This window comes from Microbacterium sp. LWH11-1.2, assembly GCF_038397745.1.
In the GTDB taxonomy this organism is placed as follows: Bacteria; Actinomycetota; Actinomycetes; order Actinomycetales; family Microbacteriaceae; genus Microbacterium.
The window spans coordinates 3,717,687-3,731,955 of the sequence record NZ_CP151636.1 but is presented as its reverse complement, the minus strand read 5'-3'; the positions used below and the strand labels follow the sequence as shown (position 1 = coordinate 3,731,955).

General features: G+C 70.5%; 15 protein-coding genes. 4 read left to right on the top strand and 11 right to left on the bottom strand.

Annotated elements, in window-relative coordinates; all coding sequences use genetic code 11:
• Positions 1 to 80 precede the first annotated feature (80 nt).
• Positions 81 to 626, top strand: coding sequence for a DNA starvation/stationary phase protection protein (locus tag MRBLWH11_RS18250; RefSeq protein ID WP_116636598.1), 546 nt, complete (start codon positions 81 to 83; stop codon positions 624 to 626).
• 15 nt (positions 627 to 641) lie between these two features.
• On the opposite strand, the gene MRBLWH11_RS18245 is transcribed toward MRBLWH11_RS18250, so the two are convergent.
• Positions 642 to 1,169 (bottom strand): DUF6328 family protein, encoded by a 528-nt coding sequence (locus MRBLWH11_RS18245; RefSeq protein WP_341945840.1) that lies wholly within the window; start codon positions 1,167 to 1,169, stop codon positions 642 to 644.
• Positions 1,170 to 1,238: 69 nt separating this feature from the next.
• Between MRBLWH11_RS18245 and MRBLWH11_RS18240 the strand changes: the two genes are divergently transcribed.
• Positions 1,239 to 1,442 (top strand): hypothetical protein, encoded by a 204-nt coding sequence (locus tag MRBLWH11_RS18240; protein ID WP_341945838.1) that lies wholly within the window; start codon positions 1,239 to 1,241, stop codon positions 1,440 to 1,442.
• Positions 1,443 to 1,459: 17 nt separating this feature from the next.
• Here MRBLWH11_RS18240 and MRBLWH11_RS18235 read toward each other — a convergent pair whose 3' ends face one another.
• Together MRBLWH11_RS18235 and MRBLWH11_RS18230 are read right to left on the bottom strand one after the other, a co-directional pair.
• Entirely contained in the window at positions 1,460 to 2,050 is a 591-nt protein-coding gene (locus tag MRBLWH11_RS18235; protein ID WP_341945836.1) for a 1-acyl-sn-glycerol-3-phosphate acyltransferase, read from the bottom strand.
• A gap of 23 nt (positions 2,051 to 2,073) precedes the next feature.
• Entirely contained in the window at positions 2,074 to 2,676 is a 603-nt protein-coding gene (locus tag MRBLWH11_RS18230; protein WP_341945835.1) for a carboxymuconolactone decarboxylase family protein, read from the bottom strand.
• Positions 2,677 to 2,805: 129 nt separating this feature from the next.
• Here MRBLWH11_RS18230 and MRBLWH11_RS18225 point away from each other — a divergent pair, with 129 nt between their 5' ends.
• Complete coding sequence (locus tag MRBLWH11_RS18225; protein ID WP_341945834.1) at positions 2,806 to 2,952, top strand: hypothetical protein; 147 nt, start codon at positions 2,806 to 2,808, stop codon at positions 2,950 to 2,952.
• A 36-nt stretch (positions 2,953 to 2,988) separates the two neighbouring features.
• Here MRBLWH11_RS18225 and MRBLWH11_RS18220 read toward each other — a convergent pair whose 3' ends face one another.
• The gene (locus MRBLWH11_RS18220) at positions 2,989 to 4,467 is read right to left on the bottom strand and encodes an MDR family MFS transporter (protein WP_341945833.1); all 1,479 of its coding nucleotides are present in this window, start codon (positions 4,465 to 4,467) and stop codon (positions 2,989 to 2,991) included.
• Between the two features lie 166 nt (positions 4,468 to 4,633).
• Here MRBLWH11_RS18220 and MRBLWH11_RS18215 point away from each other — a divergent pair, with 166 nt between their 5' ends.
• On the top strand, positions 4,634 to 6,688 hold the full coding sequence (locus tag MRBLWH11_RS18215; RefSeq protein ID WP_341947856.1) for an ABC transporter ATP-binding protein: 2,055 nt from the start codon (positions 4,634 to 4,636) through the stop codon (positions 6,686 to 6,688).
• 18 nt (positions 6,689 to 6,706) lie between these two features.
• On the opposite strand, the gene MRBLWH11_RS18210 is transcribed toward MRBLWH11_RS18215, so the two are convergent.
• Genes MRBLWH11_RS18210 through MRBLWH11_RS18180 form a run of 7 tightly spaced genes read right to left on the bottom strand, consistent with a single transcriptional unit; the run spans position 6,707 to position 14,045 of the window.
• On the bottom strand, positions 6,707 to 7,480 hold the full coding sequence (locus MRBLWH11_RS18210; RefSeq protein ID WP_341945832.1) for an SDR family oxidoreductase: 774 nt from the start codon (positions 7,478 to 7,480) through the stop codon (positions 6,707 to 6,709).
• A gap of 19 nt (positions 7,481 to 7,499) precedes the next feature.
• Positions 7,500 to 8,447: a glycosyltransferase family 2 protein gene (locus tag MRBLWH11_RS18205; protein ID WP_243408996.1), complete on the bottom strand. Its 948-nt coding sequence runs from the start codon at positions 8,445 to 8,447 to the stop codon at positions 7,500 to 7,502.
• A gap of 22 nt (positions 8,448 to 8,469) precedes the next feature.
• Positions 8,470 to 9,606 (bottom strand): cysteine desulfurase family protein, encoded by a 1,137-nt coding sequence (locus tag MRBLWH11_RS18200; protein WP_341945831.1) that lies wholly within the window; start codon positions 9,604 to 9,606, stop codon positions 8,470 to 8,472.
• 5 nt (positions 9,607 to 9,611) lie between these two features.
• A complete protein-coding gene (nadC, locus tag MRBLWH11_RS18195) occupies positions 9,612 to 10,463 on the bottom strand; it encodes a carboxylating nicotinate-nucleotide diphosphorylase (RefSeq protein ID WP_341945830.1) in 852 nt (283 codons plus the stop codon).
• Positions 10,463 to 11,998, bottom strand: coding sequence for an L-aspartate oxidase (gene nadB, locus MRBLWH11_RS18190; protein WP_341945829.1), 1,536 nt, complete (start codon positions 11,996 to 11,998; stop codon positions 10,463 to 10,465). The genes nadC and nadB overlap by 1 nt, the downstream gene beginning before the upstream one ends.
• Positions 11,995 to 13,332, bottom strand: a complete 1,338-nt coding sequence (gene nadA / locus MRBLWH11_RS18185) for a quinolinate synthase NadA (protein WP_341945828.1) — start codon at positions 13,330 to 13,332, stop codon at positions 11,995 to 11,997. The genes nadB and nadA overlap by 4 nt, the downstream gene beginning before the upstream one ends.
• The gene (locus MRBLWH11_RS18180) at positions 13,329 to 14,045 is read right to left on the bottom strand and encodes an NUDIX domain-containing protein (RefSeq protein WP_341945827.1); all 717 of its coding nucleotides are present in this window, start codon (positions 14,043 to 14,045) and stop codon (positions 13,329 to 13,331) included. The genes nadA and MRBLWH11_RS18180 overlap by 4 nt, the downstream gene beginning before the upstream one ends.
• Positions 14,046 to 14,269 lie beyond the last annotated feature (224 nt).

Here is a 14,269-nt window from a genome sequence, read left to right as displayed (position 1 = left end):
TCCTCCGGCCACATTCGAGGCGCGCGCGCACCGGTGTCAACCCCCTCGGCGTGCGTCTCCGCCCCCGTTAGCGTCGCCCCATGGCTGACACGAAGACGACCAAGAAGACCGCCGGTACCCCGAAGGGCGGAGCGAAGACGACCCGGCGCCAGAACGCCGAGAAGGGCTTCACCGCCTCGCCCGATCTGGCAGCGAACCTGCAGGCCGTGCTCGTCGACCTGCTGGAGCTGGCGACGCAGGGCAAGCAGGCGCACTGGAACGTCGTCGGACGCAACTTCCGCGACACGCACCGCCAACTCGACGAGATCATCGACGACGCACGCGCCTTCAGCGACACCGTCGCCGAGCGCATGCGCGCACTGCACGCCGTACCCGATGGACGCAGCGTCACGGTTTCGGCCACGACGACGCTGCCGGAGTTCCCGGCCGGCGAGGTCTCCACCTCGGAGACCATCGACCTGATCACCGTCCGCCTCGAGGCCGTCGTCTCGACGATGCGCGATGTGCACGACGACGTCGACGAGGCGGACCCGACATCGGCGGACATCCTGCACGCGGTCATCGAGCGCCTGGAGCAGTTCGCGTGGATGGTCAGCGCGGAGAACCGCAGCCCCGCCGGCCGCTGAGCGAGGTGCGCGGGATCACTCCTCTCCGGTGTCGTCGGAGCGGGGCCGCCCGCGCATCGCCCGCGGCAGGGCCAGCCACAGCGCCACGACCAGCACGAGCGCGGCCACGAGCGCGATGATGCCGGCCGTGCGGTTCACCGTGAAGTCGACGATCAAGGTGGTCACGCCGATGGTCAGCGCTCCGATCACGGCCAGGTCGATCCGGACGATGCGGGCGGCGATCCGCACCAGGTCGGGCTTGCGGCGATGCCCGAACAGCGCGCGGTGCATGCCGACCGGCGCGAGCGCGAGAATCGTCGCGATCGCCGCGAGAGCGACGAGGACGACGTACAGATCGCGCTGGAGCTCGTCCATGTCGGTGAAACGCGGCTGGAAGGCCACGGCGAGGAGGAAGCCGGTGAGGATCTGCGTACCCGTCTGCATGACGCGCAGCTCCTGCAGGAGCTCGAGCCAGTTCCGGTCCGCCCTCTCGTTGGGAGTCTCGTCGCGACCGTCGGCCCGATCGTCGATGTCGGGCTCGTCAGGAGGCAGATCCGCTGTCATGATCTCAGTGTTGTGCCGGTGATCCGGTGATGTCCAGCCCGTTGCCCGACCCCTCTGAAAGAAGGAACGATGACCCTTCCCCCGATCGACGACTGGTGGTCGGACCTGTCGCCCGATGCCCAGCAGTCCGTGCTCGACAGCGACTCACACCTTCTCGATGAGGCGGTACGAGAGGAGATCCGCGTGCTGACCGGAGCCGTCGTCGGGATGGTGGAGCAGCTCTCCGACAAGGACCTGGCCTACGCCCGGGCGCACACCGCGTCGAAGCACTGACCGGAGCGGCCCGTTCGTCAGGCGGCGTCGGGCGAAGCCGCCGGGTCCTCCTCGCGCAGGCGCGGCTCTGTCCGCCTCTCGGGCCGCACGCCGGCCTTGTCGGCGTAGAACGCCCGGATGCGGTCCATGTCGGCAGCCACGTCGCCGGTGAGGTCGATCGTCGGTCCCAGACCCGAGGTCATGGTCGTGCGGTCGACGAACCCGAGGGTCACCGGCATCCCCGTCTCGCGGGCGATCCGGTAGAAACCGGACTTCCAGTTCTCGTTGCCGCCGCGGGTTCCGTCCGGCGTCACGACCAGTCCGAAGACCGTGCCGGCATGCACCTGGCCCACGACGTCCTTCACCACGCGCGCCGGGTCGGCGCGATCGACGGGGATGCCGCCGAGTCCGCGCATGATCGGACCCCGCCACCCGCGGAAGAGACTCTTCTTGCCGAGCCAGTGCACGTCGATGCCGAGGCGCCACGCGATGGCGAGCATCAGGACGAAGTCCCAGTTGGACGTGTGCGGTGCGCCCACCAGCACCGTCGGGCGCGTCGGTGCGCCTTCACTCGTGAGCGTCCAGCGGCTGAACGCCCAGAACAAGCGGGCGAGGAGTCGTTTGAGCATGGCTCAACCGTAGGGGAGACCGGCTATCCATCCGCTGTCGGCTGCGAGCGGCCGGCGGCGTTCGAGCGCGTCAGCGCGGCGGCGATGGTCGGATTCAGGCCGGGGACCTCGTCGACCGGCACGGCGAGGGCGAGCAGAGCCCGGCTGAAGAAGTTCCGCGCCGCCGCCGCGAGGGTGATGTCCACGATCTGCCGGTCCGAATAGCCGACGTCGCGCAGGGCCTGCGTGTCGGCATCCGTCATCGAGGCGGGGTCGTCCGACAGCTGCGCGGCGTACTCGACGACCACCTGCTCGGCGGGGGTGAATCCGGCGTCGTCTCCCGCCGCGAAGGCTTCGAGGGCGTCCTCGTCGAGGACGTCGGCTCGCAGCGACTTGCGGCCGTGAGCGAGGAGGCAGTGGGTGGAGCCGATGGCCCGCGCCGCGCCGAGCGTGGCCGCCTCGTACACGCGGATGCCGATCGACGGCACGATCGCGCCGATCAGGTCCTCGAAGGCGGCATGCGCGTCGGGATTCACAGCCATCGCGCGTGTGTGCCCGAAGACGAAGCCGTCGTCGTCGATGTCGCCCGCATACATCTCGGCGACATGGCCCGTTGCCGCGGCCTCTCCCGGCGTCTCGATGATCACGGCGGCTCCTTCGCTGCGGTCGCCGGAGCGCGCACGCGTCCCGGCATCACAGCGAACGATACGCCGGGCGTATCACGCGGGGAAGGGGCGGGCGGCGCCGGTGGCCTCCGGCAGGCGTACGATCGAAGGATGAAGAAGACGCAGCAGGACACCGCAGAGCAGGATGCGCCTCTCGCGCCCCCGCCGCTCGCGGGTGCTCTGAACCTGCTCGAGGCCGATGCCGCGGGCTATTGCAGCGGTGGCGTCTGCCACTTCCCTGCGCCGAAGACGCAGTAGCGGGCAGACGCCACCGAGTGGTGCGATCCGTGTCGGTCAGTGACCGCCGTGGAATCCCTCGCCCGCGTCATCAGCGGGCTTGCGCACGAACGGGCTCAGCGCCACCGCGGCCAGGGAGATGATCGCCGCGATCAGGAACGCCATGCGCGCCCCCGGCGCACCGGCGGTCGCCGTCGAGAGGCCTTCGCTCTCTCCGGCGTGCAGGATCGCGGAGTACGTCACCGTGAGAAGTGCGACGCCCGCGGCGCCACCCACCTGCTGCAGCGTGTTCAGCACGGCGGAGCCGTGCGAGTACAGCGAGCGCTGCAGCGAACCCAGCGAGGCGGAGAACAGCGGGGTGAACGACATCGCCAGTCCGACCGACATCGCGGCCTGCACGATGATGAGCACCCACCACACGGTGTGCTCGCCGACTGTCGAGTAGTAGAACAGCGCGGCGGACACCAGGATGGTTCCCGGGATCAGCAGCGGGCGGGTGCCGCGGGAGTCGTAGACGCGCCCCATCACCGGGCCGAGCAGACCCATGAGCACGGAACCCGGCAGCAGGATCAGCCCGGACTGCAGGGCATTGAGTCCCGCGACGTTCTGCAGGTACTGCGGGAGCAGGGTGAGTGTTCCGAACATCGACAGCGCGAGGATCGTCATGATGATGACCGCGAAGGTGAAGTTGCCGGCACGGAAGACTCGCAGATCGAGCAGCGCGTCGTCGACGCGCTGCAGCAGGAGCTGACGCCAGACGAACAGACCGAGTGTCACAGCTCCGACGACCAGGGCGATGATGCCGGTCGTCTCACCGGAGCCGCCCTCGCCGCCGAACTGGCTCAGGCCGAACACGAGCCCGCCGAAGCCGAGAGCCGCGAGCGGGATCGACAGCACGTCGAGCGGGACGCGACGCGTCTCGCCGAGGTTCGTCATCCACTTGACGCCCATACCCAGGGCGATGAGCGCGATGGGGAGCACGATGGCGAAGAGCGCACGCCAGTTGAACGCCTCGAGCACGGCACCGGCGAGCGTCGGGCCGATCGCGGGCGCGAGCGAGATGACCATGCCGACGCGGCCCATCATGCGGCCGCGCGACTGCGGAGGCACGACGTTCATGATCGTCGTCATCAGCAGGGGCATCATGATGCCGGTTCCTGCGGCCTGGATGACACGGCCGACCAGCAGCACGCCGAATCCGGGCGCGGCGAGCGCCACGAGCGTGCCGAGCGAGAACGCGACCATCGCCGCGATGAACACCTGGCGCGTCGTGAAGCGCTGGAGGATGAAGCCGGTCGTCGGGATGACGACGGCCATGGTCAGCATGAAGGCGCTGGTCAGCCACTGGCCGAGCTCGGGCGGGATGCCGAGATCGGTGTTCAGGTGGGGGATCGCGATGCCCATGGTCGTCTCGTTGAGGATGGCGACGAAGGCGGCGACGAGCAGCAGCCAGATGACACGCATGTCGGTGCGAGAGATCTCGCCGGACGAGGGCGTGCGGGTGGTCGGGATGGAGCCGGTATCGACGGCAGACATAGGCGGCCTCCTGGGCGACGAGATGAGGGGGATGTGCGAGAGATCGCGCGAGTCTCTCAGCGTAACCACAGGGTCGGACATTTCATTCCGATCCCGACGAAATCCGCCGAGAGCGGATCCCACGGCCCTCGGTGTCCGCTGCGCTGAGTACGCTGGCGCCATGAGCATGGGCGGTGGCAGAGGTGGTGGGCACGGCGGCGGGTTCCGCGGCGTCGACGAAGACGCGCAGCGCAGGCTGAACGCCGAGGCCCCGCGCATCAGCGGTCTCGGCGCCCGCGTGATCGCGCTGTTCCGCCCGTACCGGTGGCGGATCTTCTTCACCGGCATCCTGGTCGTCGCGGGTGCGGCCATCGCCGTCATCCCTCCGCTGATCGTCCAGCGCATCTTCGACGACGCGCTCTTCCCCGTCGACGGCGGCAGCCCGCAGCTCGAGCTGCTGGCCTGGCTGGTCGCGGCCATGGTGGGACTGTTCCTGTTCTCCGCGGTGCTGGGCGTCGCGCAGACCTGGCTGACGGCGACGGTCGGCAACAGCGTCACCGGCGACCTGCGCGTCAAACTGTTCGAGCACCTCCAGGCGATGGAGCTCGGCTTCTTCACCCGCACCAAGACCGGCGTGATCCAGTCGCGGCTGCAGAACGACGTCGGCGGAGTCTCCGGCGTGCTGACCAACACGGTCACCAGCATCCTCGGGAACGTCGTGACGGTGGTGGCGTCGCTCGTCGCCATGATCCTCATCGACTGGCGTCTGACCCTCATCGCGGTGGTGCTGATGCCGTTCCTGATCTTCGTGCAGCGTCGCGTCGGCCAGGTGCGCGCGCGGATCGCGGGGGAGACGCAGGAGTCGTTGTCGGAGCTGACCTCGATCACGCAGGAGACGCTGAGCGTCTCGGGCATGCTGCTCTCGAAGGCGTTCAACCGGCAGCGCACCGAGTCGCAGCGGTATCAGGCGGAGAACCGCAACCAGGTGACACTCCAGGTGCGCAGGGCGATGAGCGGCCAGGGATTCTTCGCCGTGGTCCAGGTGCTGATGGCCAGCGTTCCGGCGGTCATCTACCTCGTCTCGGGCTACCTGATCACCGGCGGGACCGACGCGATCACCGCCGGCACGGTCGTCGCCTTCACCACCGTGCAGGCGCGGCTGCTGATGCCGCTGATGGGGCTCATGCGCGTCTCGCTCGACCTGCAGACCTCCTCCGCGCTGTTCGCGCGGATCTTCGAGTACCTCGACCTGGTCCCCGAGATCGAGGACGCCCCGGACGCGATCTCGGTGGACGATGCGCCTGGTCCGCGCGGACGCATCGAGTTCGCCGACGTCGTGTTCCGCTATCCCGACGCGTCGGCGGAGGCCCGGCCCACGCTGGACGGCGTCTCCTTCGTCGCCGAGCCCGGACAGCACGTCGCCTTCGTCGGGCCTTCCGGTGCCGGCAAGACCACGATCCTCTACCTGGCACCGCGGCTCTACGAGGCGAAGGGCGGCTCGGTGCTCTTCGCCGGCGCCGACGTGCGCGCGCTGACGCAGGAGTCGATCATCGACAATGTCGGCATCGTCTCGCAGGAGACGTATCTCTTCCACGCGACGATCCGCGACAACCTCCTGTACGCCCGCCCCGGGGCGAGCGAGGAGGAGGTGATCGCGGCGTGCACGGCGGCGAACATCCACCACATCATCGCCGGATTCGAGGACGGGTACGACACGGTCGTCGGCGAACGCGGATATCGGCTCTCCGGCGGCGAGAAGCAGCGCATCGCGATCGCGCGCGTGCTGCTGAAGGACCCGCCGGTCCTCCTCCTCGACGAGGCGACCTCGGCCCTCGACACCGTCTCGGAGCGCGTCGTGCAGGAGGCGCTCGACGAGGCCGCGAAGGGCCGCACCACGCTGTCGATCGCCCACCGGCTGTCGACGGTCATGGGCGCCGACGTCATCCACGTCGTCGAGGCCGGCCGGATCGTCGAGTCGGGTACGCACGCCGAGCTGCTCGCCCACGACGGCCTCTACGCCGAGCTCGCCGCCCAGCAGGTCGCGGCCTCGCGCGTGCTCGCGACCGAGGCGGTCGTCGAGGACGCGGTGACCGGCGGCATCCAGGCGGCGCTCACCGATCGCAGGGCCGACCGTGCGCCCGTGGACTCCGCCGGCGCCGATGCGGTGGCCGCGCTCACGGCTGCGGTCCCGCTGCTCGCCGAGCCGAGGGTCGACGAGCGGGTCTATCCCGCCGAGACCTGAGCGTGGCGCGGGTGCCGGTCAGTGCACCGAGAGGCCCCCGTCGACGAAGAGCGAGTGCCCGGTGACGTAGCCGGAGCCTGCCCCGGCGAGGAAGACCGCCGCACCGGCGAAGTCGCTCGGCAGACCGTTGCGACCGATCATGGTGCGTGCGGCGAGGGCGGCGATCTTCTCGGGGTCCTCCTGAAGTCGCGCGTTGAGCGGGGTGAGGACGAACCCCGGGACGAGGGTGTTGCTCGTCACCCCCGTGCCGCCCCAGGCCTCGGCCTCGGACCGCATGAGGGACTCCACCGCGCCCTTGGATGCGCCGTAGATCCCGCTGCCGACGAACGCGCGGTGCGCCTGCTGGGAGCTGATGTGGATGAGCCGGCCGTACCCGCGCTCGACCATTCCGCGGGCATAGTGCTGTCCGAGCAGGAAGGGAGCGAGGGTGTTCACCGTCATCGTGGCATCCCAGTCGTCCTCGGTGATCTCGGCGTAGGGCGGCCGGATGTTGATGCCGGCCGAGTTCACCAGGATGTCCGGGTCGCCGAAGGGTTCGGCCGCCGCCTCGGCGAGGGCGTGGATGCCCGCACGGGTGCCGAGATCGCCGACGACACCGGCGACGCGGCATCCGCTCTCCTGCAGCTCGCGCACGGTCTCGTCGATGCGCTCGGCCCCTCGGGCGACGATGACGGTCGACGCTCCGGCACGGGCCAATGCCGTGGCGATGCCGCGGCCGATGCCCGAGCTGCCGCCGGTCACCACGGCGGTGCGGCCCTCGAGTGAGAAGAGCGCGTCGAGGTAGTCGTTCATGGAATCACCCTTCGTCGAATCACCAGGAGAGCGCCGCAGCGATCGCCTCATCGGGGGAGGCATCGGCGAACTCCGGAAGCGCGCGGAGCTCGTCGATGAACACGGCGACCTCGGCAGCGTAGGCGGGGTCGTCGTGGGTCGCGGCGATGTCGAGCAGCGAGGGCATGTCCATCGCGAGGATCAGGTCGAGCCGCGCGGTGACGGCCGCGCGCTCGCCGGCGTCCTGCAGAACCCGGATGCCGCCGCGGAGGGCGGCGAGGTAGTCGCGCAGAACCGGGAGCTGAGACTTCCCCTGCGTGATCGAGGTGCCGTCGGGGCGCACCCGCCAGCGCACGACGACGTCGGGGATGACGTCGAAGGAACGGGCCCGGGTGTACATCAGCTGGGCGACGATCTGATCCTCGTACGCGACGCCTTCGGGGAACCGGAGATCGTGCCAGAAGCCGGTGCGGCTGATCTTCGACCAGGCCACGATGTTCGACACCGCTCGCGGGTGCTGCGCGAGAGACGTGCCGAGCCGTTCAGGATCGGTCGCCGCCGAGATCCACGGCTGCACGCGACCGGCGTTGTACGAGTCGCCGTGCGGGCGCAGTCGCACGTACGCGCCCGCGACGAAGTCGCTCCCGGTCTCGGCGAGCGTCCCGGTCAGGCGTGAAAGGGCTTCCGGGGCGAGTTCGTCGTCGCCGTCGAGGAAGCCGAGATACGGGGTGTCGACGAGGGCGAGTCCGACGTTGCGGGCCGCGCCGAGTCCGCGGGAGGCCTCGTGTCTGAGTACGGTGAACCGGGGGTCGGTGCCTGCGGCCTCGGCGAAGATCGCTCCGGTCTCGTCGGCCGAGCCGTCGTCGATGAGGATCGCGCGCCAGCGGGTCTCCGTCTGGGCGCGCAGGGAGGCGAGGGCGGCCGGGGCGAAGGCGGCGATGTCACGTCCGGGGACGATCATCGTCACGATCGGGGCGGATGCAGTCACCAGCCGAGTCTATGGCCGCGCCTCAGACCGAGGCCGCTCGCACGGACTCTGTGACGAGGGCCGTCAGGCGCTCCGGCGCGTCGTCGGGAAGGGGCTCCCGGCCGAACGTGAAGCGCACGGAGGTCTGCGCGACCTCGGGCGGGATGCCGCAGGCGAGGAGCACGGGAGACGGTTCGTCGCTGCCCGCCGCGCACGCCGACCCGCTGGACGAGATCACCCCTCGGCGCTCCAGCTCCAGCAGCACCGCCTCGCCACTGGTTCCCGCGAACGTGAAGCTCGCTGTGCCCGGGAGTCGGTGGTCGGGATCCCCGGTGAGCGCCGCCTGCGGAACGGCGCGCAGCACGCCGGCGATGAACCGCGCCGTCGCGGCGCCGACGCGGGCGGACGCGACCTCCCGCTCGGCCTCGGCGAGTTCGAGGGCCGTCGCCAGGCCGACGGCGCCGGCGACGTTCTCGGTGCCGGAGCGGCGTCCGCGCTCCTGACCGCCGCCGTGCAGCAGCGGCTCCAACGGAATCCGACCGCGCACCGCCAGCGCACCGGTGCCCTTCGGGGCGCCGAGCTTGTGTCCGGCGATCGACACGGCATCCGCGCCGAGATCTCGCAGCGGCAGCCATCCGGCCGACTGCACCGCGTCGAGATGAAGCGGGACGCCGGCCGCGCGGGCCACCGCTGTGAGAGCCGCGACATCCTGCACCGTGCCGATCTCGTTGTTGGCGTGGCCGAGGGAGACGAGCGCCGTGTCCTCGCGGATCGCCTCCGCGAGGGCGGACGGCTCGATGCGTCCCGCGGCGTCGACACGGAGTCTCGTGACCGCGACGGAGTGGAAGCGGCTCAGGTAGTCGGCGGATTCGAGGATCGACTCGTGCTCGATGGGGGACACCACGAGGTGCCTCCGCCCGGCGTCGAGTGCCGCGAGCATGATGCCCTTGAGGGCCAGGTTGTTCGCCTCGGTGCCTCCCGCGGTGAACACCACGTCGCCGCGGCGCATGCCGAGCACGCTCGCCACCCGGCCTCTGGCGTCGTCGAGCGCGCTCGCCGCGGCCTCGCCTGCCGTGTGGTGACTGGAGGGGTTCCCGAACACCGCCGTGAGGTACGGATGCATCGCAGCGAGCACCTCCGGCCGGACCGGAGACGTGGCGGCGTGGTCGAGGTAGAGCATGGTGCTCAGTCGATCCGCAGGTCCAGGCCGAGGTCGAGGGCTCTGGCCGAGTGGGTCAGCGCACCGACCGAGATGACGTCGACACCGGTTGCGGCGATGTCGTGCACGGTGTCGAGGTTCACGCCCCCGGAGGCCTCGACCGTCGCCCTGTCGCCGATCAGCGCGACGCCCGCGCGCAGGTCGTCGAGCGAGAAGTTGTCGAGCAGCACTGTGTGCGCGCCGCCGTCGAGGACCGCAGGGATCTGATCCAGGCGATCGACCTCGACGACGACGTGCGTCGTGTGCGGCAGTCGGGACAGCGCATCGCGGAGCGAGGTCGCGAGGTCGGCGCCCGAGCGCTTCAGCACCGCGAGGTGGTTGTCCTTGGCCATCACGGCATCCGACAGCGAGTAGCGGTGATTGCGCGCTCCACCCGATGCGACCGCATGCCGCTCGAAGGCGCGGAGCCCCGGCGTGGTCTTGCGGGTGTCGGCGATGCGCGCGCCGGTGCCCTCGATCGCGCGCACGTAGGCGGCGGTGAGCGTCGCGATGCCGCTCATCCGCTGCGTGAAGTTCAGTGCCACCCGCTCGGCGGTGAGGATGCTGCGCGCCGAACCGGACACCGAGGCGAGCACGTCGCCGGCGGCGAACTCGTCGCCGTCGCCCACGTGCAGGTCGACCGTCAGCGCGGGGTCGGTGAGGGCGAAGGCCGTCGCGAAGACCTCGCCGCCGCTGAACACGCCGGCTTCGCGTGCGACGAGGTCGGCCGTGGCCGTCGCCTCCGCGGGGAGCAGGGTCGTGCTCGTCAGATCGCCCCAGGGGGCGTCCTCTTCGAGGGCCGCGCCGACGACGCGCGTGAGGGTGGCGGGTGTGAGCATCAGACGGTCTCCAGGATCGGTGCGGCGCTGCGGGTCTCGGCATCCGTGAGCCGGTAGTGGGCGCCCACCGAGCCGGCGCGGGCGAGAGCGGCGGATGCCGTCGCCTCGGCCAGCAGCAGCAGGTTCGCGTCCTCGTGCTCCCCGACCGTGCGGGGCGCGGGCGCACCGAGGCGCCACGCGCGCACGGCGTCGAGGGCGTTCCGAAGGCCCTCGCCGGTGCGCAGGAGTCCGACCTCGTCCCACATCAGCTGCTGCAGAGCTGCGCGGGAGAAGTCCCGGACCTCGCTTCCGTCGCGATACTCCACGGATGAGGGCGCCGGATCGGTCGATTCCTGCGACCCGAGGGAGGTGGATACGGGCCAGGGATCACCGAGCGCCGCCGCCGCCCGCGCGCCGAAGACGGCACCTTCGAGCAGGGAGTTGGACGCCAGGCGGTTGGCCCCGTGCACACCGGTGCGCGCGACCTCGCCGACGGCGAAGAGCCCGGGGAGCGTGCTCCGACCCTCGAGATCGGTGACCACGCCGCCCATCAGGTAGTGGGCGGCCGGCGTCACGGGGATGGGCTCGGTCGACCAGTCGAAGCCGCGCTCTCGCGTCACCCTGTCGATGGTCGGGAAGCGCGTCGCGAGGGTCGTGGCGCCGAGCATCGTGGCATCCAGGCGCACCGGGCCGCCCTGCGCCGCGGCCCGACGGGCGATCGCCCGGGAGACCACGTCGCGCGGTGCCAGCTCGCCGTCGGGGTGGGTGTCGAACACGAACCGGCGACCGCCGTCGTCGATCAGCGTCGCTCCTTCTCCGCGCACGGCCTCGGAGATCAGGAAGGCGGGGCCGGTGGCGAGGATCGTCGGGTGGAACTGGACGAACTCGAGGTCGTCGACCGCGGCACCGGCACGCAGGGCGGCGGCGATGCCGTCACCCGTGGTCCCGACCGGGTTCGTCGTGTGCGCGTAGAGATGCCCCGCTCCGCCGGTGGCGAGGATCACGGCGTCGGCCGTGAGCGTGGAATCGGTCACCTTCCCCGAGGGATCGGCGACGAGCAGTCGGATGCCGCAGACGGCACGGTCGCTCACGACGAGGTCGGACACGAACGCGTGCTCGATCACGTCGATCGTCGCGCGACGCACCGCGGCGACGAGTGCGCGGGAGATCGCCGCCCCCGTGGCGTCTCCGCCCGCGTGCACGATGCGGGCGTGGCTGTGCGCGGCTTCGCGGCCGAGCAGCAGCACGCCGTCCGCATCGCGGTCGAACCCGACGCCGCGGGTGATCAGTTCGGCGATCCGGTCGGCGCCGTCTGCGACGAGGGCTTCGACTGCCGCCTCCTCCGAGAGGCCCGCGCCGGCGGCCAGCGTGTCGGCCGCGTGCTGCTCCGCCGAGTCGCCGGTGCCGTAGACCCCGGCCACGCCGCCCTGCGCATAGCCGGTGCTGCCGTCGCCGAGCGCGCCCTTCGTGACGATCGTGACCGCATGCCCGGCTTCCCGTGCGTGGAGAGCCGCGGTGAGCCCGGCGATGCCGGAGCCGACCACCAGGACGTTCATCGCGCGCCGACCGTCACGGGCGGCTTCGCCGCCAGCATCCGCTCCAGGGCCACCCGCGCGGGATCCGCGACGTCGGCCGACACGGTGATGCGGTTGGGCGTGCGTCCGGCCACGAGCTCCTCGAGCACCCAGGCCAGGTATCCGGGGTGGATGCGGTACATCGTGGAGCACGGGCACACCACCGGGTCGAGGCAGAAGATCTCGTGCTGAGGGTACTGGGCCGCGAGGCGGCGGACGAGGTTGATCTCGGTCCCGATCGCGAAGGTGGTCGGTTCCGTGGCGCCATCGATCGCGCGGCGGATGTAATCGGTGGATCCGGCCTCGTCGGCGGCGTCGACGACCTCCATCGGGCACTCCGGGTGCACGATCACCCGCACGCCGGGGTGCTCCGCGCGTGCCTGATCGATCTGCGCCACGGTGAAGCGACGGTGCACGGAGCAGAAGCCGTGCCACAGGATGACGCGGGAGCCGATGAGCTCGGCTGCAGAGGAGCCGCCCAGCGGCCGACGCGGATTCCACATCGGCATCTGCTCGAGAGGCACGCCCATCGCCTTCGCCGTGTTGCGGCCGAGGTGCTGGTCGGGGAAGAACAGGACGCGCTGACCGCGCTCGAACGCCCACTCGAGCACCGTCTCGGCGTTCGACGACGTGCAGACGATGCCGCCGTGGCGCCCCACGAATCCCTTGATCGCTGCGGAGGAGTTCATGTACGTGACGGGGATCACGGGCACCCGGCCGTCGGCGTCGGCGGTGTCCAGGTCGCCGAGGACGTCGGCCAGCTGCTCCCAGCACTCCTCGACCTGATCGATGTCGGCCATGTCGGCCATCGAGCATCCCGCCGCCAGGTTCGGCAGGATCACGGCCTGTTCGGGCTGCGAGAGCAGATCGGCGGTCTCGGCCATGAAGTGGACGCCGCAGAACACGATCGCCTCGGCATCCGTCCTGCCCTTGGCTGCCGTCGCGAGCTGGAACGAGTCGCCCACGTAATCCGCGTGCCGAACCACCTCCTCGCGCTGGTAGAAGTGGCCGAGGATGACGACGCGATCGCCGAGGGTCGCCTTCGCGGCTTCGATGCGCGCGTGGAGCGCGTCCTCGTCGGCCTCGCGGTAGGCCGCGGGGAGCTCGCCCTGACGCGGGGCGCCGGTCGGGATGACGTCGCCCATCGAGGAGCCGGGGCCGTAGCCGGGCCGGGCGTCGAAGTCCCACGGGCCGGCGGCGAGGTCGGTCGCGCAGGTGGCGTCGGTCGACGCTCCCTCGACGATCGCCTGGATCGCGTGATCGACCGAGGGATCGAGTGCCGGAACCGCGGGCGTGGGGACGAAGGTGATGCTCATCGGGTGCTCGTTTCTTCGGAACCGAGCGGGCCGCGGTCGGCCAGCTCGACATCGGTGTTGTAGCGGTACAGACGTGCAGGTCGGTGGCTCCCGGTGCGGAAGCGCTCGGTGGGGAGCAGGTTGCCCGTCGCCTCCACCTGGCGACGGAAGTTGGCGGGGTCGAGCTGCCTGCCGAGGATCGCCTCGTAGGCCTCTCGCAGATCGGCGAGCGTGAACTCGGCAGGGAGGAACCCGTGCGCGACGCGGCTGTAGCCGACCTTGTTGCGCAGGCGCCAGAGCGCGTACTCGATGATCTTCGCGTGGTCGAACGCGAGCGGAGGCAGGGCGTCGACGTCGAACCACTGCACGTTCTCCGGGGCGCGTCCGGAGGCGATGTGAGCCGCGCTCTGCGCCACCACATCGTCCTGGCGGAGCAGCGCCCAGTACACGATCGACACGACGCGGGTGGGGGAGCGGTCGACGGCGCCGAAGGCGTAGAGCTGCTCGAGATAGCTGGGCGCGAGGCCTGTGGTCTCGGCGAGCGTACGGGCCGCGGCGTCGACGGGCGATTCGTCGGCGGTGAGCCAGCCGCCCGGCAGTGCCCACTGGTGCGCGAAAGGTTCGCGCGTGCGCAGCACCAGCGGCAGCGACAGGACCGCTGCGCCGTTCTCCGCACGGCGCAGCGTGAGGATCACCGTCGAGCCGGCGACCCGGATGCCGCGGGTTTGAGTCATGGGTACCTTAACCTCCGAGATCGATCTTAGTGTCCTTCTGACACTTAGTGAGTGCAGATGACGAGAGTTCCCGTCGAGTCCGAAACGTTATCTCCCGACCGGGTGGAGGCTTGTCCGCCGCGGCAGGGTTTGTTAGGTTACTGTCCTAACAAACCCTGTGAGGTCGGCCCAACAGCTCCTCCCGGGTTTCCACGAACCCCAGACGGGGTTCTGCTCCATCCGGA

What these genes read in the sequence shown, in the direction of transcription:
- MRBLWH11_RS18225 (WP_341945834.1), top strand. Translation starts at nt 2,806, where the DNA reads ATGAAGAAGACGCAGCAGGACACCGCAGAGCAGGATGCGCCTCTCGCG.
- MRBLWH11_RS18210 (WP_341945832.1), bottom strand. Translation starts at nt 7,480, where the DNA reads ATGAACGACTACCTCGACGCGCTCTTCTCACTCGAGGGCCGCACCGCC.
- MRBLWH11_RS18250 (WP_116636598.1), top strand. Translation starts at nt 81, where the DNA reads ATGGCTGACACGAAGACGACCAAGAAGACCGCCGGTACCCCGAAGGGC.
- MRBLWH11_RS18200 (WP_341945831.1), bottom strand. Translation starts at nt 9,606, where the DNA reads ATGCTCTACCTCGACCACGCCGCCACGTCTCCGGTCCGGCCGGAGGTG.
- MRBLWH11_RS18220 (WP_341945833.1), bottom strand. Translation starts at nt 4,467, where the DNA reads ATGTCTGCCGTCGATACCGGCTCCATCCCGACCACCCGCACGCCCTCG.
- MRBLWH11_RS18180 (WP_341945827.1), bottom strand. Translation starts at nt 14,045, where the DNA reads ATGACTCAAACCCGCGGCATCCGGGTCGCCGGCTCGACGGTGATCCTC.
- nadA (WP_341945828.1), bottom strand. Translation starts at nt 13,332, where the DNA reads ATGAGCATCACCTTCGTCCCCACGCCCGCGGTTCCGGCACTCGATCCC.
- MRBLWH11_RS18215 (WP_341947856.1), top strand. Translation starts at nt 4,634, where the DNA reads ATGGGCGGTGGCAGAGGTGGTGGGCACGGCGGCGGGTTCCGCGGCGTC.
- MRBLWH11_RS18240 (WP_341945838.1), top strand. Translation starts at nt 1,239, where the DNA reads ATGACCCTTCCCCCGATCGACGACTGGTGGTCGGACCTGTCGCCCGAT.
- nadC (WP_341945830.1), bottom strand. Translation starts at nt 10,463, where the DNA reads ATGCTCACACCCGCCACCCTCACGCGCGTCGTCGGCGCGGCCCTCGAA.
- MRBLWH11_RS18245 (WP_341945840.1), bottom strand. Translation starts at nt 1,169, where the DNA reads ATGACAGCGGATCTGCCTCCTGACGAGCCCGACATCGACGATCGGGCC.
- MRBLWH11_RS18235 (WP_341945836.1), bottom strand. Translation starts at nt 2,050, where the DNA reads ATGCTCAAACGACTCCTCGCCCGCTTGTTCTGGGCGTTCAGCCGCTGG.
- nadB (WP_341945829.1), bottom strand. Translation starts at nt 11,998, where the DNA reads ATGAACGTCCTGGTGGTCGGCTCCGGCATCGCCGGGCTCACCGCGGCT.